This is a genomic window from Sphingomonas sp. ID1715 (assembly GCF_013044515.1).
Lineage (GTDB): Bacteria > Pseudomonadota > Alphaproteobacteria > Sphingomonadales > Sphingomonadaceae > Sphingomonas_B.
In genome coordinates this window covers 1-20666 of the sequence record NZ_JABEPR010000010.1, presented here as the reverse complement: position 1 = coordinate 20666, position 20666 = coordinate 1, and the positions used below count along the sequence as shown (strand labels likewise).

General features: G+C 64.3%; 20 protein-coding genes. 7 read left to right on the top strand and 13 right to left on the bottom strand.

Annotation, left to right across the window (positions count from 1 at the left end; genetic code table 11):
* Window positions 1-13: 13 nt before the first annotated feature.
* Entirely contained in the window at window positions 14-466 is a 453-nt protein-coding gene (locus HJG53_RS16765; RefSeq protein ID WP_171132362.1) for a DsrE family protein, read from the bottom strand.
* 44 nt (window positions 467-510) lie between these two features.
* The gene (locus tag HJG53_RS16760; protein ID WP_171132360.1) at window positions 511-1395 is read right to left on the bottom strand and encodes an MBL fold metallo-hydrolase; all 885 of its coding nucleotides are present in this window, start codon (window positions 1393-1395) and stop codon (window positions 511-513) included.
* 84 nt (window positions 1396-1479) lie between these two features.
* Here HJG53_RS16760 and HJG53_RS16755 point away from each other — a divergent pair, with 84 nt between their 5' ends.
* From HJG53_RS16755 to HJG53_RS16745, 3 genes are read left to right on the top strand one after another with little or no spacing between them, the layout of a single operon-like run.
* The gene (locus tag HJG53_RS16755) at window positions 1480-1815 is read left to right on the top strand and encodes a helix-turn-helix transcriptional regulator (RefSeq protein ID WP_171132358.1); all 336 of its coding nucleotides are present in this window, start codon (window positions 1480-1482) and stop codon (window positions 1813-1815) included.
* 5 nt (window positions 1816-1820) lie between these two features.
* Window positions 1821-2342 (top strand): rhodanese family protein, encoded by a 522-nt coding sequence (locus HJG53_RS16750; protein ID WP_171132356.1) that lies wholly within the window; start codon window positions 1821-1823, stop codon window positions 2340-2342.
* A 45-nt stretch (window positions 2343-2387) separates the two neighbouring features.
* Window positions 2388-3155 (top strand): sulfite exporter TauE/SafE family protein, encoded by a 768-nt coding sequence (locus HJG53_RS16745; RefSeq protein WP_171132409.1) that lies wholly within the window; start codon window positions 2388-2390, stop codon window positions 3153-3155.
* Between the two features lie 341 nt (window positions 3156-3496).
* Here HJG53_RS16745 and HJG53_RS16740 read toward each other — a convergent pair whose 3' ends face one another.
* The 6 genes from HJG53_RS16740 to HJG53_RS16715 all read right to left on the bottom strand — a co-directional run bounded on the left by HJG53_RS16740 (window position 3497) and on the right by HJG53_RS16715 (window position 12028).
* A complete protein-coding gene (locus HJG53_RS16740; protein ID WP_171132354.1) occupies window positions 3497-4912 on the bottom strand; it encodes a CitMHS family transporter in 1416 nt (471 codons plus the stop codon).
* A gap of 81 nt (window positions 4913-4993) precedes the next feature.
* A complete protein-coding gene (locus HJG53_RS16735) occupies window positions 4994-6070 on the bottom strand; it encodes an ABC transporter substrate-binding protein (RefSeq protein WP_171132352.1) in 1077 nt (358 codons plus the stop codon).
* Complete coding sequence (locus tag HJG53_RS16730) at window positions 6070-7452, bottom strand: sensor histidine kinase (RefSeq protein WP_217352913.1); 1383 nt, start codon at window positions 7450-7452, stop codon at window positions 6070-6072. Before HJG53_RS16730 ends, HJG53_RS16735 begins: the two co-directional genes overlap by 1 nt.
* Complete coding sequence (locus HJG53_RS16725) at window positions 7446-8114, bottom strand: response regulator transcription factor (protein ID WP_171132350.1); 669 nt, start codon at window positions 8112-8114, stop codon at window positions 7446-7448. The genes HJG53_RS16730 and HJG53_RS16725 overlap by 7 nt, the downstream gene beginning before the upstream one ends.
* Before the next feature lie 60 nt (window positions 8115-8174).
* Window positions 8175-8996 carry a trans-aconitate 2-methyltransferase gene (locus HJG53_RS16720; protein ID WP_217352912.1) on the bottom strand — a complete coding sequence of 274 codons (822 nt, stop codon included), beginning with the start codon at window positions 8994-8996 and terminating at the stop codon, window positions 8175-8177.
* A gap of 2 nt (window positions 8997-8998) precedes the next feature.
* Window positions 8999-12028: a TonB-dependent receptor gene (locus tag HJG53_RS16715; protein WP_171132347.1), complete on the bottom strand. Its 3030-nt coding sequence runs from the start codon at window positions 12026-12028 to the stop codon at window positions 8999-9001.
* 699 nt (window positions 12029-12727) lie between these two features.
* On the opposite strand from HJG53_RS16715, the gene HJG53_RS16710 reads away from it, so the two are divergent.
* Window positions 12728-15148, top strand: coding sequence for an FdhF/YdeP family oxidoreductase (locus HJG53_RS16710; RefSeq protein ID WP_368039597.1), 2421 nt, complete (start codon window positions 12728-12730; stop codon window positions 15146-15148).
* Window positions 15149-15650: 502 nt separating this feature from the next.
* On the opposite strand, the gene HJG53_RS16705 is transcribed toward HJG53_RS16710, so the two are convergent.
* Complete coding sequence (locus HJG53_RS16705) at window positions 15651-16106, bottom strand: DUF2231 domain-containing protein (RefSeq protein WP_171132344.1); 456 nt, start codon at window positions 16104-16106, stop codon at window positions 15651-15653.
* 98 nt (window positions 16107-16204) lie between these two features.
* Complete coding sequence (locus HJG53_RS16700; RefSeq protein ID WP_171132342.1) at window positions 16205-16642, bottom strand: hypothetical protein; 438 nt, start codon at window positions 16640-16642, stop codon at window positions 16205-16207.
* A 91-nt stretch (window positions 16643-16733) separates the two neighbouring features.
* Between HJG53_RS16700 and HJG53_RS16695 the strand changes: the two genes are divergently transcribed.
* The gene (locus tag HJG53_RS16695; protein WP_171132340.1) at window positions 16734-18833 is read left to right on the top strand and encodes a TonB-dependent siderophore receptor; all 2100 of its coding nucleotides are present in this window, start codon (window positions 16734-16736) and stop codon (window positions 18831-18833) included.
* Between the two features lie 48 nt (window positions 18834-18881).
* On the opposite strand, the gene HJG53_RS19025 is transcribed toward HJG53_RS16695, so the two are convergent.
* The gene (locus HJG53_RS19025; RefSeq protein WP_302477398.1) at window positions 18882-19103 is read right to left on the bottom strand and encodes a GDCCVxC domain-containing (seleno)protein; all 222 of its coding nucleotides are present in this window, start codon (window positions 19101-19103) and stop codon (window positions 18882-18884) included.
* Window positions 19103-19507: a hypothetical protein gene (locus HJG53_RS16690; RefSeq protein ID WP_171132338.1), complete on the bottom strand. Its 405-nt coding sequence runs from the start codon at window positions 19505-19507 to the stop codon at window positions 19103-19105. Before HJG53_RS16690 ends, HJG53_RS19025 begins: the two co-directional genes overlap by 1 nt.
* 64 nt (window positions 19508-19571) lie before the next feature.
* Here HJG53_RS16690 and HJG53_RS16685 point away from each other — a divergent pair, with 64 nt between their 5' ends.
* On the top strand, window positions 19572-20027 hold the full coding sequence (locus HJG53_RS16685) for a helix-turn-helix domain-containing protein (RefSeq protein WP_171132336.1): 456 nt from the start codon (window positions 19572-19574) through the stop codon (window positions 20025-20027).
* A gap of 84 nt (window positions 20028-20111) precedes the next feature.
* Complete coding sequence (locus HJG53_RS16680) at window positions 20112-20261, top strand: hypothetical protein (protein WP_171132334.1); 150 nt, start codon at window positions 20112-20114, stop codon at window positions 20259-20261.
* A gap of 281 nt (window positions 20262-20542) precedes the next feature.
* Here HJG53_RS16680 and HJG53_RS16675 read toward each other — a convergent pair.
* Window positions 20543-20666 (bottom strand): ATP-binding protein (locus HJG53_RS16675; protein ID WP_171127209.1); only part of this gene is annotated, 124 nt, incomplete at its 5' end.

Below are 20666 nucleotides of genomic sequence, written 5' to 3'. Positions count from 1 at the left end.
GCGAATTGCCGCGCTACTGGCCGATGCGGATATATTGCCAGCCCTGTTTCTGTCGCCGCACCACCTGCGCAACCCCGGAATCGACGGTGCCCACGAATGGAAGCAGGTCCGCCTTGGCGATGTTGCGGCTCCGCATGGTGTTCTCGCAAGCCACGAAGTTGACGCCATTCTTCGACAAGGTCTCCATACGGTCGGTGAGCGCCGTATCGGTGCGCAGCAGCAATCCGATACCCTTTCCATGGACGACGACCTCGACTGCCTTGAGATCGTCGCCCAATGCGCGGCGCAAATTCTCGATATTGCCGAGGAGTGCAGCCCATTGCTCGGGTGCGCCAGCCGTGACCTGGAAAACCACTCGGTATCCGTCTGCGCCTGGCATGGGCGTGGCGGCGCCGGCCCCGCTCCAGGCGGACAAGCTCAAGAGCACAAAAGCGGCAGCCAGCAGGCGGCGAAGTGACGAACGCATGGAATCTCCTTCTGATTTGGCCCTTGGCCGGTATGGCTCGCCGCTTACCCGATCGCGTCCGGCCGTTTCGGCTTCACCGGGATCATCAGGTAATGCACGCCATTCGCCTGGGCCGGTGGGAAGCGCCCTGCCCGGATGTTGGTCTGGATCGACGGCAGCAACAGCTTCGGGGCCGACAAGGTGGCGTCACGCGCTTCCCGCATCTCGACGAACGCCTCCTCGCCGACATCGTCCGAGACGTGCACGCTGTGCTCACGCTGCTCGCCGACGGTCGTCTCCCACCGGTACTCGTCGCGTCCCGGCGCCTTGTAGTCGTGACACATAAACAGCCTGGTCTCGCGCGGCATCGAAAGCAGCTTACGTATCGAGCGGTAAAGCTGGCGAGCGTCGCCGCCGGGAAAATCGGCGCGCGCGGTGCCATAGTCCGGCATGAACAGCGTATCGCCGACAAAGACGGCATCGCCAATCTGATAGCTCACATCGGCCGGCGTGTGACCCGGGGTGTGCCGCACCTGGACTTCGAGCTCACCAATATTGAAGCGCTCGCCGTCCTTGAAGAGCCGGTCGAAATCCGAGCCGTCGGTCTTCAGATCGTCGGCCGCGAAGACGGGGCGGAATATCTTCTGCACGGCGCGGATGTGCTCGCCGATGCCGATTAACGCTCCGGTCTTGGCCTTGAAATAGGGCGCGGCCGAGAGATGATCGGCGTGCGCATGCGTCTCGAGCACCATCACGATGCGCTGGCCCTCGGCCCCCGCCGCCGCCAAGATCGCGTCTGCGGAGCGCGTATCGACCTCGCCGCTGGCGGCATCGAAGTCGAGCACCGGGTCGATAACGGCGGCGGCGTTCGTCGCCGGATCGACGATCAGGTAGCTCACTGTATTGGTGGGTTCGTCGAAGAAAGCCTTGATGAGGGGGGAATTGGGCATCGTTCGGCTCCATCACCGGGGTGTGTCTTGACAAGATATTAGCTCGTTCTAATTTAGCAATAGCTAACGGACAAGGGTTGAACGATGCTCAAGGCACCCATGGATCTGGCGACCTTCGAGACGAACGCAATGCAGGTTGCAGAGCTTCTGAAGACGCTCGGAAACCAGCGCCGGCTGATGGTGCTGTGCAAGCTGATCGAGAACGAGGAACTGAGCGTCGGCGATCTCGCGGAAGCGGTGAACCTCTCACAATCGGCGCTGTCGCAGCATCTGGCGAAGATGCGCGAGGAAGGACTCGTCGCCTTCAGGCGCGACGGGCAGATGCTCTGGTACCGGATCGCCGACAGTCGCCTCGAGGCACTGCTCGCTACCCTTTACGATCTCTACTGCACGGCGCTCGCGCGCCCCCAGGAAGGATGACTCAAATGTCGCTTACCTCCATTTCTCCCGAAAAGGCCCGAGAACTGATTGCCGGCGGTGCAAGGCTCGTGGACATCCGTGAGCCCGATGAGCATGCCCGCGAGCGCATCGCGGTCGCCGAGAATGTGCCGGTGTCCAGGCTGGATCGGCTGAACACCGGCCCAGCGTCGGCCATTATCTATCACTGCCGCTCGGGCAACCGGACCGCGTCTAACGCGTCGAGATTGGCGCAGGCGGCTGACTGCCCCGCCTATGTTCTCGAAGGCGGGCTTGATGCCTGGCGCAAGGCCGGCCTGCCGGTCGCGATCGACAAGCGTCAGCCACTCGAGCTGATGCGACAGGTGCAGCTCGCTGCCGGCGCCCTCGTTCTGCTGGGCGTGGCGCTGGGCTTCCTGGCCGCTCCGGTGTTCTTCGGAGTTGCCGCCTTTGTAGGGGCTGGCCTGATGACCGCCGGCGCCACCGGCTGGTGTGGCATGGCGAGGCTGCTTGCACGCATGCCGTGGAACCGGCGCGCTGCCGGAGCCTGATCCAGCGGGGAGCAGAACGTGGACCTTACTTTCACCTCCGTACTGATGACGCTCGCCTCTGGCGGGCTGATCGGACTTGTGCTCGGCCTTGTCGGCGGCGGTGGATCGATCCTGGCGGTTCCGCTCCTGGTCTACGTCGTGGGCGTGCCATCCGCGCACGCCGCAATCGGCACCGGCGCGATCGCGGTGGCGCTGAACGCCGCCTCCAGCCTCGCCGGCCATGCGCGCGCGGGCACGGTCAAGTGGCGCTGTGCAGCCGTCTTTGCGGCAGCCGGCGTGATCGGCGCCGCCCTCGGAGCCGAGGCGGGCAAGGCGGTCGATGGAGAGCGTCTCCTCGCGCTGTTCGGACTCCTCATGATCGGAGTAGGCGCCTCCATGCTGCGCAAGCGCCGGGTCGAACCGAAGCCGGACGTGCGGCTGACCCGCGAGACCGCCTCCCATCTTCTGCCGCGCCTCGTGCCGATCGGCCTCGCGGTCGGTCTGCTCGCCGGCTTCTTCGGGATCGGCGGCGGCTTCCTCATCGTGCCCGGATTGATGCTGGCGACGGCGATGCCGCTGACCAGCGCCGTCGGCACTTCGCTCGTCGCCGTCGCCGCGCTGGGGCTCACGACAGCGTCGTCCTATGCCCTGTCCGGCTATGTCGACTGGACGATCGCGGGCCTCCTGGTGGCCGGCGGCGTCATCGGAGGGATTGCTGGCATCCGCTGGGGCAAAGCTCTGTCGTCCAGCAAGCGCGTCCTCGATGTAGGTTTCGCTGGGGTCGTCATCGCTGTCGGTATCTATGTCGTGCTGAAAGGTGCAGGGGCTGCATAGACGATGGGAAGACGCTGCCTCCACCAGCCAAGACGGTCGCTTATTCGATGTTGCTTTGCTGAGATTGGGTTATGACTTCGGACAAGCTGACCAGGCGAGAGGCAGGGCAACTCATTTCGCTTGGGCTGGCCGGCTGGGGTGTCAGCTAGGTGCTGCAAGCCTGGCGGCCGCTCGGCCGCGATGGCCAACGCTTGAATCCCCGAGCGGACGCAGCGCGACGCTTGGCGTAGCAGCCGCCTGCTCGTGGTCGCCAGCCATATTGGTGTGGGGTGGCGGCTGTTCCGGGACCAGCAAAGAGGCTCGCTTTGATCTCGCTACATGACTCAGGGCCAGCGGATGCGTCACGAGGCGACTGCAGGAAAAGCGCCTGTCGCCAATGCTGCCACCGTCATCAACACGCAGATCGCAACCGCCCATTTGAGCGCGAAGCGCTGGTGATCCCCGAAATCGACGCCTGCCAGTCCGACCAACAAGTACGTTGAGGGGACCAGCGGGCTCAACAGATGCACGGGCTGGCCGAGCAGCGAAGCGCGCGCCATTTCGGCGTCGCTGATGCCGTAGCTGTTGGCTGCCTCGGTCACGATCGGAAGCACGCCATAATAGAACGCGTCGTTGGATATGAAAAAGGTGAACGGCATGCTGGCGATCGCGGTAATGCCGGCGAGGTGCGGGCCCCACGCGTCGGGAATGAGCGCGAGGAAGCTCTTTGACATGGCACCGACCATGCCGGTGCCCGACAGGATTCCTGTGAAGATGCCGGCCGCGAAGATCAACGCGACAACGGCAATGACGTTCTTCGCATGCTCGGCGAGCCGTTCCCGCTGATCGTCGACCTTGGGGTAATTCACCACCAGCGCGACAGCCAGGCCAACCATGAACAGGATCGGCATCGGCAGGAACTGCAGGACGAGCGCCGCCATGAGCGCCGCGGTCAGCCCGGCGTTGAACAACAGTAGCCGTGGGCGGCGCAGCGCCGGGTCCGTCGGCAACAGTGCGGCGTCGTCGATCGCGGAATCACCGGAAAAATCCTCACCTACAGGGCGGCAAGTGCAATCGCTCCCGCCCTGCGTCGACGAACCCATGGCTGGCGCGTGTTCACTCTTGGCCAAAGCTGCGGCCGGCGTGTCAGAGAGACGAAGCACGCCAAGGCGGCGACGCTCCGCCCGACCAAGAACATAGGCCAGGCCGACAACCCCGGCCACGCCGACCGCCATTGCGGGGAGCATGTGCAGAAAAACATCGGCGGGATCGACGTGGAGCGCACTTGCGGCGCGCGCCAGCGGTCCGCCCCACGGCGTGAGGTTCATGACGCCGCTCGCCAGCATCGCCACACAGGTCAGGCTGAGCGGGTTCATGCCCAGCCGCCGGTAGAGCGGCAGCATCGAGGCGATCGTGATCATGTAGGTCGTTGAGCCATCGCCATCGAGCGATACCGTCGCCGCCAGGATCGCGGTGCCGACCAGCACTTTCAGCGGATCGCCGCCAACCAGCCTCAGAATGCGTCGGACGATCGGATCGAACAGCCCTGCGTCGATCATCACTGCGAAATAGAGGATCGCGAACATCAGCATGACGCCGGTCGGAGCAAGCGTCTTGATGCCGTCGAGCATCATCACCCCCACCGCGTGGCCGCCGAAGCCGCCTACGACAGCGAACAGGATCGGCACGGCGATCAGCGCCACCATGGGTGACAGACGTCGTGTCATGATCAGCACCATGAACGTGATGACCATGCCGAAGCCGAGAATTGTCAGCACGTCCTCGAATACCCCGCTAACGCTTGTCGATGGCTGCGTACTTGCGGCCGCCCGCGCATCTTTCGTAGCGCCGCGTAGCTGTCATTCGGCTGTCAACGCCGCCTTGTGCGATGATCCGAGCGCGCGTTCCCAGCTGCCGATCAGGCGCTGCCGCTTCTGCTGATCGAGATAGGCAAGCAGCCCCGGCCCGAGCGGGATCGGGCGCAATGGGCCGATCTGACTCTCCGCGATCCCGAGCTGGCTGTAAGGCCCGACGACTTCGGGACGCGAGGCACTCAGGCGGCTGAGCCTCGCGAGCACTCTCTGCCCTCGGAGCGACAGCAGATATTCGAGAAAGGCGTGCGCCGCAGCACGATGCGGCGCATTGCGCGGCAGCACCGCCGTGCGCGACACCGCGAGCGTGTAGTCGGCCGGATAGACGATCGTCAGCGGCGCGCCACGGTCCACGCGTGCGCGGGCGTAAGACCCAAGCAGGTTATAGCCAAGCGCGAGCCGCCCCGCCTGGATCGCGTCGAGGAGCGCGGCCGTGCTGGTCGAGGTACGCGCGCCGCTTGCGCCGAACGCTTCAAGCAACGCGCCAAAGTCGCTGCTCTGGCGTGCGTCCTGGGACACGAGGAGATAACCGACGCTGCTCCTTGCCACGTCATAGGTGCCGATCCGCCCGCGCCAGAACGTCGGATCACGGCGCAGGTCGCGGAGCAGGTCGGGGCGCGACTTGGGTATCGCGTGGCCGGCAAGCAGGCGCGTGTTGTAGACCATCACGGCCGGCTCGAAGGTGATCCCGAACGCCTCGTTGCGCCAGCGCGCCCAACCCGGCAGCTTCGCGGCGTTTTGGGACAGGTGCGGCGCACCGTAGCCGTCGTTGACCAGCTTGACTTGAAGGTCCATCGCCGAACTGAGCAGCAGATCGGCGACCGGGCGCCGCCTCGCCGTCTCGTCGAGATAGCGGTCGTTCAGCGCCGCGGCCTCCAGCTCCACGTAGCGCACATCGACGTGCGGATAGAGCCTCCGGAAATCCTCGATCACGGGCCGAAATATCTGCGTGTCCGTCGTGCTGTAGATCACGAGCCGGCTCGATTCGCTGGCCGCCAGTCCCTCGTCGACGCGCTGACACGCTCCGATGCCTAGCGCGAGCGCCACCAGGAACAGCCAGCGCATCACAGGAGCGGAATCCGAACGACCACGGTCAATCCCCCGCCGTGCCGATCGATGAGGGTAACGGTGCCGCCATGGCTTTCGACCGCGCGTCGCACGATCGCAAGGCCGATCCCGGCGCCTGGCGTGTCCGGGCCTATACGCACAAAGCGCTCGAACACGCGTTCGCGTTCGGCTGCCGGAATGCCGGGACCCCGATCGGAAATCTGTACGACATAGCCCGAGTCGTCCCCAGTCAGCTCAATTTCGATAGGAGCTTCCTGGTTGGCGCCATGACGCATTGCGTTGTGAATGAGATTTTTGAATGCTTCAACGAGCACGAGCCGGTCGCCATTAGCCGGCGCCACGGTGAGGCGCGTGCGAAGCCGGACGTCGCTGCCTTCCGACACGCCGGCTGTCTCGCGGATTGCTTCCTGGAGAATGTCCCGAATATCCATCGGATCGAAGCAGCGCACGTCGGCCCGATGCGCCACCGTCGCGTCCGAAAGGAGCTGGTTGAGAAGATGGGCGAGCTTAGACCCGTTGCGCTCGATTGCCTGCAGACTCCTCCGCAACTCGCGCGGTTTGTCGTCCTGCGCGGCCTGGGTTTGCGCGAGAAGGGCGGCGAGCGGCGTCCGCATCTGATGCGAAGCATCGGCGATGAAATTCTTGAGCGTATCGATGCTGTCGGCGAGGCGGCGCATGAACTCGTTGATCGCATCGACCAGCGGCTGCAATTCGGCGGGAACCGGGGCATCGATCGGGCGGAGGTCGGCTGGGGCGCGGGCTGAAAGCTCGTCGCCCACGCGTCGCAGCGGGCGCAGTGCGCCGCCGATGCCGAACCACACCGCGGCGAGCGCGAGCAGCGTCATCGCCGCGATTGGCGCGAGCGCGCCGATCACCGTCTCGCGCGCCACGGCTTCGCGGGCCAGCCGCGTCTGTCCAACCTGGACCCAGACCCAACCCGGGTTGCCGCTGACGGCGATCTCACGCCCTACGATTGCGAATCGCACCTGCTCGCCGCGATATCGTTCGTCGAAAAAGCGGATCGCGTCGGCGGCCGGCGGGGCAAAGGTAGGAGCGGACGGCGCGGGCAGGTCCGGATAGCCGGTTACCGTGCGATTCCCCGGTCCGATGACCCGGTAGAACACCCGATCGTCGGGCGCCGCCGAAAGCATGTCGAGCGCGGCATAGGGGACATCGACCTGGATGTGATCGTCGACGATGGAGACGGTTTCGATGATCGAGATCGCCGATCCGGCAAGCAGCCTATCGAACGACCGGTCGGCCGCCGATCGGCCATAGCCCTGCGCCACCAGATAGAGCGCGATCATGCCGAGCACGAACAGGGTCGCCATGATCGTCGCCAACCTTGCCCGCAGCGAAAGCGGGCGGCGTCTCAGCACTCGGCTTCCTCGGCGATGTAGCCTGCGCCGCGTACGGTTCGGATGGTCAGTGCGTCGCCCAGTTTCCGCCGCAGCCGGCCGACATAGAGCTCGATCGCATTATCGCCGGCTTCGTCATCGAAGTCGAACAGCTGCGCCGCGATCTGGTCCTTGCTGAGCGCTCGCCCGATATTACCGATGAAAATCTCCAGCAGCCTGAATTCCCGGTTCGGGAGCGACAGCTGCATGTCCCCGATCCGCGCCGCTTTCGCGCTGCGATCGAAGATCAGGCGGCCGACTGTCGTTGTGCCCGTCGCGATGCCTTGCGAGCGGCGCATCAGCGCACGGCATCGCGCGTATAGCTCTCGAAAGTCGAACGGCTTGGCCAAATAGTCATCGGCCCCGATGTCCAGCGCGCTGACCCGATCCTCGATATTGGATCGCGCCGTCAGCATGAGCACTGGAGTGCGGGTCCCGCGGGCGCGCATCAGCTGGAGCAAATCGGATCCACTCATTCCGGGCAATCCGATATCGAGAACGACCAGCTCATAGTCCTGGTAGCGAAGCACGTCATCGGCACTTTCGCCGTCTCGTAGCCAATCGACGGCATGGCCGTCCGACCGAAGCTGGCGCAGCAGCGCGTCGCCGAGATCGTCATCATCCTCTACGACCAATATTCGCATGGCCTAGTCTTCCGCCTAACCCCCTGCGCGTAAAAGGCGTTCTGTCTGTTCGCTACGCATTCAGGTGGGGAGCGTCGCACCTCTCAAAGCCGAATAGGCGGTAGTGATCACCACATTGGGCGCCCTGCCCCCGAACTCCCTATCGACCAGGTTCGAGATCGCGTCCAGCAACTCGCCGCGCCGCCGCTCCGGCAGCGCGCGAACGTAGGAATAGCTCGCATACAAGGCACGGGCCTCGGCTGCGGTGAGAGTCCTGTCCAGCCGATAATGCTGATGCTGGACATCGAGGAAGCCCGCCGAAGTGAGTGCCTCGGTATGCAGGGCCGCATCGAGCGAATAATGACCATCCCGGCCCTCTGAAGGGGGGAGTGCCACGTCACCCAACATTGCGGTGATCGCCTGCGCCAACGGGTCACCATATGTCGGATTGCGATAAGCATTCCACCACATCGCCCAAATGCCTCCTGGCCGCAGGAGCTGATGAATCCGGGCGAGCGCCGGCTGCGGGTCCAGCCAGTGGAATGCGGCAGCGCAGACGACGAGATCGAAGACCCCGTCCACCTGCCCATCGGGAAACGGGGCGTTCACGACGGTCAGTCGCGGATCGCTAATCTCGCGACGAAGATAGTCGACAAGCGCCGGATCGGATTCGACTGCCACCAATTCCGAGGGCTCGCGCGCCAGCAACGAACGTGTCGAAAGACCCGTGCCAGGGCCGATCTCGAGGATTCGCGGCCCGGGGCCGACGCGCGCAAAGATCGCGTCGAAAAGCTCCTCGGGGTAGCCGATGCGGCCGGCATGATAGCCGGCCGCGTCAGTGCCGAAGCTAAGCTGCCCCGCCTGGCGAGAAAGGTGTGTGACGGGATTTGCCTGCGCCACCATTCCTAGAACTTGGCCTTCACAGACGCGAAGAACGTCCTTCCGATGACGTCGTAGTTGGCGGCATCGGTCGTGAGCGGCGATGCGCTGATGAAAGGCGGCGTCTTGTCCGTGAGATTGGTCACGCCAACGCCGAAGGTGAAGCGGTCGTTCACCTCGAACTCGGCACTCGCGTCGAAGTAGCTGTAGGCCGGCACGCCCGCCGTGGTCGATGCGGGGTTGGCCAGCTTGTCCGAATGAACCATCTTGTCAACATAGCGCCACAGCAACGTCGCCTTGAAATCGGCGTTGCCGTAGGTCAGGCCGGTGTTGACCTTCCATTTCGGGTGGGAAATCCCGCCGCCGACGCCGCCGAAGCCAGCGCTTCCTGCATAATTGATCGTCGGCGAGCCGAGCAGCCCGGCGACCTTGTACTTTTGCGTATAGGACGCGGTGCTGTTCAGCTCCAGGAATCCAGCGTCCCCTGGCAAGCCGATCGCGTCGAGATCAAAATGCCAGCTGAACTGCGTGTCGACGCCCGCGACAGTATAGGTCGCGAAGTTGAACAGGCCTTGCCGCCCAAGTGAAATCTGCCCCGTCAGCGGATCGCGCGTGATGCGATCGCAATAGGCGTTGCTGAGAGAGTAAGTGGGGTTGCTGACGCCGTCCGAGTTGAAGCAGCGCGGCAGGATATCGGAAAGGAGCAGCGATCCGATCGCGTTCCTAATCTTGATATGATAATAGTCGACCGACAGGTTGACCCGGTTGAACAGCGAACTGTTGAACTTGGGGCTAAGCACCACGCCAAACGAGTAGGTCTTCGCCTTTTCCGGCGTCAGGTTCCGGTTGCTTCCATCCTGGCCCGGAACCGTCGAAATCCCATAGGTGTAGGTCGGGAAGATCGCCGACGGGATTCCCTGCGCCAGGCACAAGGCCTGCACTTTGGCGGCGTTCGCTCCGGTGCGGTAAATGCTGCCGACCGCGCACGGATCGCCCGCGTTCGGCCCAGTTCCGATCGGAAGCTGCGCGACCGAAGTCGGGCCGAAGAGATTGCCGAGGCTCGGCGCCCGGATCGCGACCGAATAGCCGCCGCGGAAGAACACCGGATCGAACGGCCGCCAGCTCAGGTCGGCCTTGTAGGTGTGCTGACCGCCGAACAGGTTGTAATCGGAATAACGATAGCCAAGGTCTGCAGTGAGCTCCTGGAAGAACCGCGTGTCCTTCAATATCGGCACGAGGAGTTCGGCAAAAACTTCGCGAACGGTCTGCTTGCCGGAGGCGGGAGTGATGAGACCATAGGCGATGGAGTCGTTGGTGCTGAGGACCGAATCCGGGCGGTAGTCGAAGCGCGTCTCCCGATAGTCCGCGCCGAGCGCGAAGCTGAGATCGCCGCCCGGAAGGGCGAATAGCGGCCCCTGCAGGGTGGCTTCCACGATCTTCTGCGATTGGTCGTTAGTGTTGTGATTGACCCGGCTCACATATTCGAAGCAGCCCGGGCTTAGCGGGTTGTTGCCGAACGGATTCCACGCAAAGCCTTTGCAGGAGCCGGCGGTCCCGCTGTAATTTGCGGTGCCGTTCAGGACGGTGTTGATGGCGGTTAGGCTGCCTTCGCCGAACATGTCGTTGACGAACCGCGACTTCCCGTAGGAGCCATAGGCGTTCCACTGCAGCCTGGTGCCAGGGATCTCGCCCCTGAGGCCGAACAGCCCCTGCCATACGTCGTACTTGAAGGGCTCGACGCGGTTGCCAAGCGTGTCCAGCAGCTTGGTCACGATGATGTTGCCGGTCGGTCTCGGGGCGATCGACGAGAGGATCTGCTGCAGCGCCGGATTCCCGGTCACGAACGGGCTGTTCTGCGGCACCAGCAACGGGATGGCCGGCTTGCTGGATGCCGGACCGGTCTGCGACCGCGCCTTGGAGCTCATATAGCTGAACTGCGCATAGGCAGTGATGTCGTCGCTCAACTCATAGTTGACGCGGGTGAATGCGTTATAGCGCTTGAGCGGGACCAGCACGGCGAAATACTGGCCCAGCGCAACCTGCACCTGGCGGCAGTTGGGGCTGATGCTTAGACCCAGCGTCCGTCCTGTCAGGCCGCGATAGTTCTGGACGCAATTGCTGCCGGCGAGATCGGTGAAGATCGTTCCATCGTCATTGACGCCGATCGCGCCGTTGTAGAGGCCGGAGCCGGAAATCGGCGTGGTTCCCGGATAGCCGGCCAGGACGGCGTTGACCGCCGCCACCGTGGGCGCTCCGCCGCCGTAATTGCCGGCGGCGATGATGCCTTCCGGCGGCCGCGCAAGCTGGCGGATATTTGCGAAGAACGGCCTGTCCTTGCCGGCGACGGTGCCGCGGTCGGCATATTCCAGCGCGAATATGAAGCTGCCGCGATCGTCGGCGAACTTGGAGCCGAACGCGGCGCTGAGGCTGGTCGTCGGGCCATCGCCCCTGTCGGTGATGCCCTTTTTGGCGGCCAGCTCCAATCCGCTCAGGTCGGTGCGCAGCTTGAAGTTGACCACGCCCGCGACCGCGTCGGAGCCGTAGGTCGCCGAGGCGCCGCCGGTGATAATCTCGACCGAGCCGATCAGCGACGAGGGAATCGTGTTGAGGTCGATCGCTCCGTCAGGGCTGGACGGCATCAGTCGGCGGCCATCGAGGAGCACGAGAGACCGGTTGGGCCCAAGGCCGCGCAGATCGCTGTACGACTGCCCGCCCGAGAACCCGATGGTTCCCTGGGTGTCGCCGACTTCGGCCGCGCCCTGCGCGCCCGAGAATTGGGGCAGCTGACCCAGCGCCCGGTCCAGCGAGGGTTGCCCCGTCGCTGCCAACGCCGCACTGTCGACCGTCGAAATCGGGCTCGACGAACGGAAGTCCCGGCGCGCGATCAGGGAGCCCGTGACCACAATGTCCGGTGCGTCGTTGTCGGCCGCTGCAGGCTCGCTCGATGCGGCGCTTGCCGGATCTGCGCCGGGGACCGGGGTCGATTGCGCCAGGCCGGCAGAGGGTAGCGCGGCAAGCCCCGCCACGATTGTCGTTGAAAGCAGCAACGCCCGCATATGTCCTCCCCTATTGGCCCAGCTTCGCGCGAAAGCGCGGCTCGATCCGTTGCCCAACCAGCGTCGACAATCCTGCCTCGCCGCTTGTGTGCAGGAGAGGTTTACGGGGCATTCCTGTCACGATCCTGTCACAGCGGCGGCAGAGCCGCTTTCTGCTGTTTCGCGGTTCCCATTTCCGTGCTGATCTACCCGCAGACGGCGCGGTCCGCTTTCGAGTTCCGGTCCATTCACCATCAGGGGCGAAGATGAGGCGCTTACAGCTGGGATGGGAAGCAACAGGCACCGAGCCTTCAATGCCACAGCCATAACGCCCTCCCCTTTCGCTTACCCGCCTTCTATTCGGTGGCGATCTGTCTTCGGGGTTACTCATGGTCACAGTGGCAGGCCCAGGATCAGCAAGCGCTCCAAGCTGATCTCATGCCGCGTCCCACGCTCGCTTGAGAAGACGATCAGGCTCTCTCGCCCTCGCCACAATGTCAGCTGCTATACAAGTGACCTATTTCGTCACAATCCGCTTATGGTCGACACTCCACGTCGCGCGTGCGGTTGTTTCAGCCTGGCGCGGTCGGCAGCGCCGTTGCGAACCTCCGAGGAGAAGCACCGTGAACTCTTTAGCGACGTTGGGATTGTCAGGAACCTCTCGTCCTCGCTCGCGTCATGATCCTTCAGGATCTCCTTCTGGAGCGTGGAGAAGGCAGCGTGCGAAAAGGACCTCGGAAAGATCCGAAGATCAAGCCGTATCCCGGGCCCGCGGGCGGCTATGGATCGCTGCGTTCCGTCGGTGAAATCCTGGTGCGCGAAGGCGCGCCCGTACGCCGGGCCGAGACGCTGATGCACCAGAACAAGCCCGACGGCTATATGTGCGTCAGCTGCGCCTGGGCGAAGCCGGCCAAGCCGCACCCGTTCGAATATTGCGAGAACGGCGCCAAGGCCACGGCCTGGGAGACGACCGAGAAGCGCGTCGACGAGCATTTCTTTGAGCGGCACACGCTGACGGAGCTGGAAGACTGGCTCGATTACGATCTGGAAGAAGCGGGCCGGCTCACGCGCCCGATGCGTTGGGACGCGGCATCGGACAAATATGTCCCGGTCTCCTGGGACAGCGCCTTCGAGGAGATCGGGTGCGAGCTTCGCGCGCTCCAGGCCGATCCCGACGAGGTGGTCTTCTACACCAGCGGCCGCGCCTCGCTGGAGACGAGCTACATGTTCCAGCTTTTCGCGCGCATGTTCGGGACCAACAATCTGCCCGACAGTTCGAACATGTGTCACGAATCGACGTCGGTCGCTCTGCCCGAGAGCATCGGCGTTTCCGTCGGCACCGTTACGCTGCAGGATTTCGAGCAGACCGACCTGATGCTCTACGTGGCGCACAATCCGGGCACGTCGGCGCCGCGCATCCTCCATCAGCTGCAGGACGCAGTGAAGCGCGGCGCAAAGATCATCGGCTTCAATCCCTTGCGCGAACGCGGGCTCGAGCGCTTCATCAATCCGCAAAACCCGGTTGAGATGGCGACGCTCAGCGAAACCCGGATCGCCGAGACCATTCACCAGGTGCGCAACGGCGGCGACATTGCGGCATTGACCGGCATCTGCAAGGCGCTGATTGCAGAGGACGACGCGGCGGAAGCGGCGGGCCAGGCCGGGCCGACGGATCGCGAAGCGCTATTGGCATCCACCAGGGATGATGCCGGATTTTCGATCAAGGCCGCGGCTGGGGCGAAAAAGAGCCGCCGCGTGCTCGACCATGACTTCATTGCCGAGCATACGCACGGCTTCGCGGCGTTCGCCGACTATTGCCGCGCCGCCGACTGGAGCGATCTGGAGCGCGTCTCGGGCCTGACGCGGAGAGCGATGGAAAGCGTCGCCCACACCTATGCCCAGGCCGACCGGGTGATGGCCATCTATGGCATGGGGCTGACGCAACATGTCGCCGGCGTCGAGAATGTGCAGATGGTGGTCAACCTGCTGCTGTTGCGCGGCAATATCGGCAAGGCGGGCGCCGGCATTTGCGCGGTCCGCGGCCACTCGAACGTGCAGGGGCAGCGAACGGTCGGCATCACCGAGAAGCCCGAGCTCGCGCCTCTCGACAAGCTGAAAGAGATCTACGGCTTCGAACCGCCGCGCCGGGAGGGCCTGACCACCGTCAAGGCGTGCGAGGCGATGATCGCCGGCAAGGTGAAGGCGTTTGTGGCGCTCGGCGGCAATTTCATCCGGGCAGCACCCGAAAGGCCGCAGGTCGAGGCGGCATGGCGCAAGCTCCGGCTGACCGTGTCGATCGCCACCAAGCTCAACCGCAGCCACCTGGTCCACGGCGAAGTCGCTTATCTGCTGCCCAGCCTCGGGCGGATCGAGATCGACGAGCAGGCGACGGGACCGCAGGCGGTGTCGATGGAAACCAGCCTGGCCCAATTTCACGGCTCGCGCGGACGCGTGAAACCGGCGAGCCCGCATCTGCGCTCCGAACCGGCGATCGTTGCCGGAATCGCCAAGGCCACCCTGCCGCCGAACCCGAAGGTGCCGTGGGACGCCTGGGTCGGCGATTATGCGCTGATCCGCGATGCCATCGAAACGACCTATCCCGCCACGTTCGAGCGCTTCAACCAACGGCTGTTCCAGCCGGGCGGCATTCCCCGGCCTCTCGCCGCGCGCGAGCGGAAGTGGAACACCCGCACGGGCAAGGCCAATTTCATCGTGCCGAGCCAGTTGTTCGCGGGATCGCAAACGGGGTTCGGCGAGGCCGGGGTGCTGCAGCTGACCACGCTCCGCAGCAATGACCAGTTCAACACGACCATCTACGGCTACAATGATCGGTTCCGGGATGTGCGCGGCACGCGCATGGTGCTGTTCATGAACGGATACGACATCGAGGAACTCGGCTTTGCGAGTGGCGAGCCGGTCGACGTCTCCACCGTCGCAGACGACAGCGTGGAGCGCGTCGTCCGCGGCCTGCGGATCGTCCCTTACGACATACCGCGCGGCTGCTGCGCTGCCTATTACCCGGAAGCCAATCCGCTGGTGCCGCTGGCGCACCACGACCGCAAGGCGCACACGCCGGCCTACAAGGCGATCCCGGTTCGCCTTTCGCGCGCCGAGCTGCAGGAGCCCGTGCAACCAAAGTAGCTTGATCTCCAGAGGATTTCTGCCGTTCGACAGACCTTTCGGAAGCGTCCCTCGACCCGTCAAATGGCTCTGCGTGCCCAGAATCTCAAGTTCGGATCGGCTCCCTGCGGGGACTGCTACCTAGCGAGACTGGTCGACCGCAGCTTTCCAGCCGGCTTCGCGTCGGCCGAACTGGCCTGCAGCGGCTTGTGGACGATCGGAAAGAGCAGCCCGCCAGCAATCCCCACAAGAGATATGCCCCGAAAACGTCTTGGGCCGCGCCGCCAATGATCGAGGTCTCGCCTTGAAGCCATTCGAGCAACGTCACCGGTCCGGCTATCCAGCGAAGAAACCGCAGCCAATACCGAACAGCCAGCCGCCCGCGCCAGAGGCTTGAGTGACCTGGCGGGCCTCGCCGGCCAAAGGTGATCGCCGTCCCCCTCCCGATGCCGGCCGATGCGCCAGTCACGACGACGACTGGCGGCGTCTCCCGCCGACATGGCATCAACGGTCGGGGCGCTAATTATGGCTCGTCCGCGACGCCGACACGCCCGCGATAGACCATCTCCCAGCCGCGCCAGCCATTGTAGAGCAACAGCAATGTGACGATGGCGGAGAGAATGAGGCCGGTGGGCAGGATGAAGCCGTCGCCTTGCTCCAGCCGCCGCCACAGGTTGAACAGCTCAAGCAGCACGGCGACGACATTGCCGATCATGTGATGCCAGGCCGCACTGAGCGCGCGAATGCGCCGATCGCTGAGGAAATCGGTCAGGCTGGCAAACGCCGCCAGCGCGGCCATGACCAAGCCTCCGATCAGCAGCCAGCGCCCCGCAGTCGCCCAGAAGGGATCGGCGGTCTGGCTGTAGACGATGTCCGTGACCAGCGTCCCGACGAAGAAAGCGATCGGGAACGGGATCAGCATCGGATGAATCGGGTGCCCGGCGACCTTGACCGTCGATTGTGGATTCGAGCCCTGCATCTCGCATTTCCTTTCGGCTGCGACATTGGAGACAACACCATTGTTCCGCATCAGTTCCGACCGGCGATGAGTGCCGCTGTTCGGGTATGCGTCTCCGCTTACGCTGGGGTGAAGGGGCAGTGCACCGGGGCGATCGGACCCCGAGCATGGCCCGGATCTCCGAGCAGACGGCGCACCGTCCACGCGGCCCAGGCGAGGGCGCCCGAAAGCCCGTGCGGGATAGTCTCCGAAGCGAGCGGTCGCCCTGGTTCCGGCGCAGAGGCGATCAAGAGAAGCACGGCGCGCTCGTCGGACCCGATTGAGCCACTAAGGCAGGATTCGACGTGAAGTGCCCGGCTGAGGCAGCCTTCCGTCAGCTGAAACAAGCTGGCCAGCGCCACCGCCGCTTCCGGCGACACGCCGAGCGCCTTTGCGAGTTCGACCATGCGGGGCAGCGGGTTATTGGCGTTACCGCGACAAATCGCCCAGCGACGCAGCAGGCGGACTGCGACGAGATCGCTCCACTCCAGCGTCGCTTCCACCCCGCCGATCAGCATCGACATTCTCCTTTCGCCAGCGACCCTAATCGCTATTGCAAATCATTCGCAACTATGTTTGAGACCGCCTCACAAGAATAAGGGGTAACGCATGAACGTTCGGATCTGTGCAGGCGCGGCTATTCTGGTCGCCTGCAATGGCGTCGCGCTAGCGGAAGGCGTCGCGGAGGACGCAGCATCAGCCGATCCGACGATTGTCGTGAGCGGCCTCCATATGGATGCGTATAGCGTTCGGGACAGTTCGGCTGCGAAGATCGACGCGCCGCTGCGCGACATTCCTCAGACCATCGATGTAGTGCCTTCGGCGGTGCTCCGGGACCAGCGGGCGCTCTCGGTCCAGGACGCGTTGAAGAATGTCCCAGGCGTCGGCTTTTCGACCGGCGATGGCCAGCGCGACCAGGTCACGATCCGCGGCTTCTCCGCGATCGCCGACCAGTTCGTCGATGGCTTCCGGGACGATGCGCTCTACTTTCGCGATCTCTCCAACATCGATCGAATCGAGGTGATCAAGGGCCCGGCGGCTGTCCTTTACGGGCGCGGCTCTTCGGGCGGGCTGATCAACCGCGTCACACGAAAACCCGGAATCGATATTCTCTCGGCCACCCTGACCGCCGGCAGCCAGGCGGTGAAACGGGGCGAGTTCGACCTGGGCCAGGCGTCCCAGGGGGGCGATTTCGCGTGGCGCATGACCGGAGCCATTGAGCGGAGCGGCAGCTACCGGGACCAGCAATTCCTGCACCGTCTGGCGATCGCACCCGCATTCCGCTTCGCACCCGACGCGGACACTTTGCTCCTCGTTCAAGCGGATTATCTGAAGGACAGGCGGCTGACGGACTTCGGCATCCCGGCCTTTCAGGGCCGACCGGTCGATGTGGACCGGTCCACCTATTACGGTGCGGCGAATGCGCGCGAGGCCGACTACAACCAGTCCGAGGTGTTCTCGCAGACGGTGACGCTCACGCACCGCTTCAGCGACAGTCTGTCGTTCCGGAACGGCTTCCGGCACTATCGCTACACGCTCGATCGGCGGAACACGCTTCCCGGCAGCGTCAACGAAGCGCGCCGGACAGTGACGTTGAACCGCTCGACCGTCGCGCGGGACGAGGACGGCTGGTCCAACCAGTCCGAACTCACGCAGACGCTGGAGCTGTTCGGGACGCACCACACGATCCTCTACGGCTTCGAGGTCGCGCGGCAGGTCAAGGACGTGCTCGTCCAGTCCCGGAACGCAATCGCGACAGTCGACCTGTTCCAGCCGGTGCTGCCGGTCGTGCCGGTCAGCCTCGCGGTGAACCCGTCCTCCAACAACACCGGCGTCTTCGACAACAAGGCACTCTATTTGCAGGATCTCGTCGCCTTTGGCGGAGGATTCAAGGCGCTGCTGAGCGTGCGGCATGACTGGTTCGACCAGCGCACCGTCCAGCGTATCGCCGGCCAGCCGAGCTTGTCGCGCAAGGACCGGGAATGGAGCCCCCGCGCCGGGCTCGTGTTCCAGCCAGATGGAACCCAATCCTATTACGCATCCTGGAGCCGCTCCTTCCAGCCTTCGGGCGAAGCCTTTTCGATCGCCGTCAACAATGCCGACATCAAGCCGGAGACGACGACCAACAAGGAAGTCGGGGCCAAATACACGCTGCTGGACGGACACCTTAATCTGACGCTCTCCGCCTTCGAGCTGCGGCGCACGGGCATCAAGGCGGCAAGCCCGGCCACGCCAACCGTGCTGATCCCGATCGGAACCCAGCGCACGCGTGGGGTCGAACTCACCGGCGCGCTCGACTTCGCGACGGGATGGCGCGCGATTGCGGGCTATTCGTATCTGGACGGCCGCATCACGCGCTCGATCGCGTTCGACGCCGGCCAGCCGATCGCGGGCAAGCGCCCGACGCTGACGCCGAAGCACAGCGCGAACCTGTTCGTCACGAAATCGTTTGGGGACCGCTTCGGGCTCGGTATGGGCACAAATTATGTCGGCGACCGCTTTGCCAATCCGGGCAACACCGTCGTGCTGCCCGGCTATGTGACCGCGGACGCGCTCGCCTGGTATCAGGCGGGACCGGTGCGGCTTCAGGTGAACGCGTACAACCTGTTCAACCGCAACTATATCGTCTCGGCCCACGGAACATCGCCCAATCTCAACCTGCCCGGCGCGCCGCGCCAGATCCTGTTCACGGCCCGGTTCGCGATGTGATCGGCATGGAGCTGGGCTGCTGCTGGAAGCCTGTCGTCGGACAATGCTTCAACCGCAGCAGCTCGATTGCGCGCCGCTTGCTCGCGCGTCCTGGACAGGCGGACAGGGAACGTCTCCAAACGAACAGAAGACGCAGCAATCGCCGCTGTTGGGTCGCAACACGGCCCCGCAGCCCTTGCAGTCGTAGAAATACTGGCAGGCATCGGTCGGCATCGTCTCGGTCGCCCGATGGCCGCACTTCGGACAGGCCAAAGTCGAGATCAGTTCCATCACTTTCCTCCGAGCACCCGCATCAGCGGAGCCTCGATATAGCCCCATGCCGAGGAAAGGACGACGAAGGCGGTCGCCACAGAAAGCAAAACGACAGTGAGACGGGACGGCGCAGCGATCCGGCAGCTGGCGTCGCGTGAGCAGGCGCTGCTCTTCCGAAGATGGATGAGCCAGCCTGCCGACACGACGACAATCGAAACGACCGTCAGCGGCCAGTGGAGCGGAACGAAAGCGGCGAGACCGCCCACCCCTAGGCCCAACGCTCCGAGGGCGAGCGGCAGCACGCAACAGGCTGCCGCTGAAAAGACTGCGGCGAACCCCGCAACGGCGCCCGCGGCAGCGACGCTCCGCTCCGGCACTTCGCTGGTCACTGGGGCCGCAGCTTTGTCGACCGTTCCTTCCATCCGCCTCGCCTCCAATGCGATTCGCTGCTATCTGCCACCTGTAGTGGCTACAGGATCAAGCGAAATGCGCAGTCTTGCGATCGGGGATCTGTCCCGCCGGACTGGCGTGAACATCGAGACGATCCGCTATTTCGAAAAAGTTGGGCTGATCGCCGCCCCGCCGCGGACCGATGGTGGGCACCGGAGCTATGACGAGAGTCATGTCCGTGTTCTGCGGTTCATCCGCAGCGCGCGCGAACTCGGCTTTGCGCCCGATGAAGTTCGGGCGATCCTCCGCCTTGGCGGCCCCGGCGCCGCTCATTGCGACGAGGTTCGGGAAATCGCGACGCACCATCTCGAGCGCGTGCGGGCGAAAATCGCTGATCTCGAGGAACTGCAAAACCTGATCGCAAATGCCGTCGAGCATTGCTCGGGCAAGGCGACGCCCGATTGCGCAGTCATCGACATGCTGCAGAGGCCGGAGCGCAATCAGACCGACGATACAGCGATCGCGCTGGATGGCGAAGCGCCAATCACGTAGAAGAGAGATTCCGCGACGAACGCTCATGCCGCTCTCTTGGCGCAGCAAGCCATAGGCTGAGCCCCAGGCCACCTCGAGGCCATAATGGATCGCGGCACCCACGCGATCGACGTGCCGTTCGTCAACCGGGCAGCCCTTGCCTTCGGCCAGCTTGCGCGCGGGGATCTCCTGCGGCGGACCTGGTCGGACGCGCTTCTCGGTCTTTCCGAACCTCCCATAGGCATGGCGCGATAGAGGAGCTTTTGCGCTTGTTCCGTGATCTTGCTGGCGACGATCCCCGCGATCACTCCGATGCCAATGCCGATCATCAATCTTTGCGAGCGGTTTATGGTCGATCTCCGTGTCAATCGGCGTCCAAAAAGGACCCCCTATCGGCGTCCAAAAGAGACCCCCTTCGTCGAGCAGCGTGACAGGTATGACGGGCGCGCCGTTCGCGCTGGTTGCGGCGTAGGGCGGGCGTAGCCCGACCGGAGGCGCAACCAGCGCGAAGCGTTCTCTGCCGGGTGCCTCGGGCGTCAGCTGCGGTGTTTGAAGCGCCAGCTGTCGTTGCCGGTCTCGACGATGTCGCAGTGGTGGGTAATGCGGTCGAGCAGCGCGGTGGTCATCTTGGGGTCGCCGAAGACAGTCGGCCACTCGCCA

Coding starts and splice junctions, on each gene's coding strand:
- HJG53_RS16700 (WP_171132342.1), bottom strand. CDS start 16,642: ATGCTGATCGGCGGGGTGGAAGCGACGCTGGAGTGGAGCGATCTCGTC.
- HJG53_RS16750 (WP_171132356.1), top strand. CDS start 1,821: ATGTCGCTTACCTCCATTTCTCCCGAAAAGGCCCGAGAACTGATTGCC.
- HJG53_RS16735 (WP_171132352.1), bottom strand. CDS start 6,070: ATGCGCTGGCTGTTCCTGGTGGCGCTCGCGCTAGGCATCGGAGCGTGT.
- HJG53_RS16745 (WP_171132409.1), top strand. CDS start 2,388: ATGACGCTCGCCTCTGGCGGGCTGATCGGACTTGTGCTCGGCCTTGTC.
- HJG53_RS16715 (WP_171132347.1), bottom strand. CDS start 12,028: ATGCGGGCGTTGCTGCTTTCAACGACAATCGTGGCGGGGCTTGCCGCG.
- HJG53_RS16765 (WP_171132362.1), bottom strand. CDS start 466: ATGCGTTCGTCACTTCGCCGCCTGCTGGCTGCCGCTTTTGTGCTCTTG.
- HJG53_RS16705 (WP_171132344.1), bottom strand. CDS start 16,106: ATGCAGGGCTCGAATCCACAATCGACGGTCAAGGTCGCCGGGCACCCG.
- HJG53_RS16760 (WP_171132360.1), bottom strand. CDS start 1,395: ATGCCCAATTCCCCCCTCATCAAGGCTTTCTTCGACGAACCCACCAAT.
- HJG53_RS16690 (WP_171132338.1), bottom strand. CDS start 19,507: ATGGAAGGAACGGTCGACAAAGCTGCGGCCCCAGTGACCAGCGAAGTG.
- HJG53_RS16720 (WP_217352912.1), bottom strand. CDS start 8,996: ATGGTGGCGCAGGCAAATCCCGTCACACACCTTTCTCGCCAGGCGGGG.
- HJG53_RS16755 (WP_171132358.1), top strand. CDS start 1,480: ATGCTCAAGGCACCCATGGATCTGGCGACCTTCGAGACGAACGCAATG.
- HJG53_RS19025 (WP_302477398.1), bottom strand. CDS start 19,103: ATGGAACTGATCTCGACTTTGGCCTGTCCGAAGTGCGGCCATCGGGCG.
- HJG53_RS16680 (WP_171132334.1), top strand. CDS start 20,112: ATGGATCGCGGCACCCACGCGATCGACGTGCCGTTCGTCAACCGGGCA.
- HJG53_RS16725 (WP_171132350.1), bottom strand. CDS start 8,114: ATGCGAATATTGGTCGTAGAGGATGATGACGATCTCGGCGACGCGCTG.
- HJG53_RS16685 (WP_171132336.1), top strand. CDS start 19,572: ATGCGCAGTCTTGCGATCGGGGATCTGTCCCGCCGGACTGGCGTGAAC.
- HJG53_RS16695 (WP_171132340.1), top strand. CDS start 16,734: ATGAACGTTCGGATCTGTGCAGGCGCGGCTATTCTGGTCGCCTGCAAT.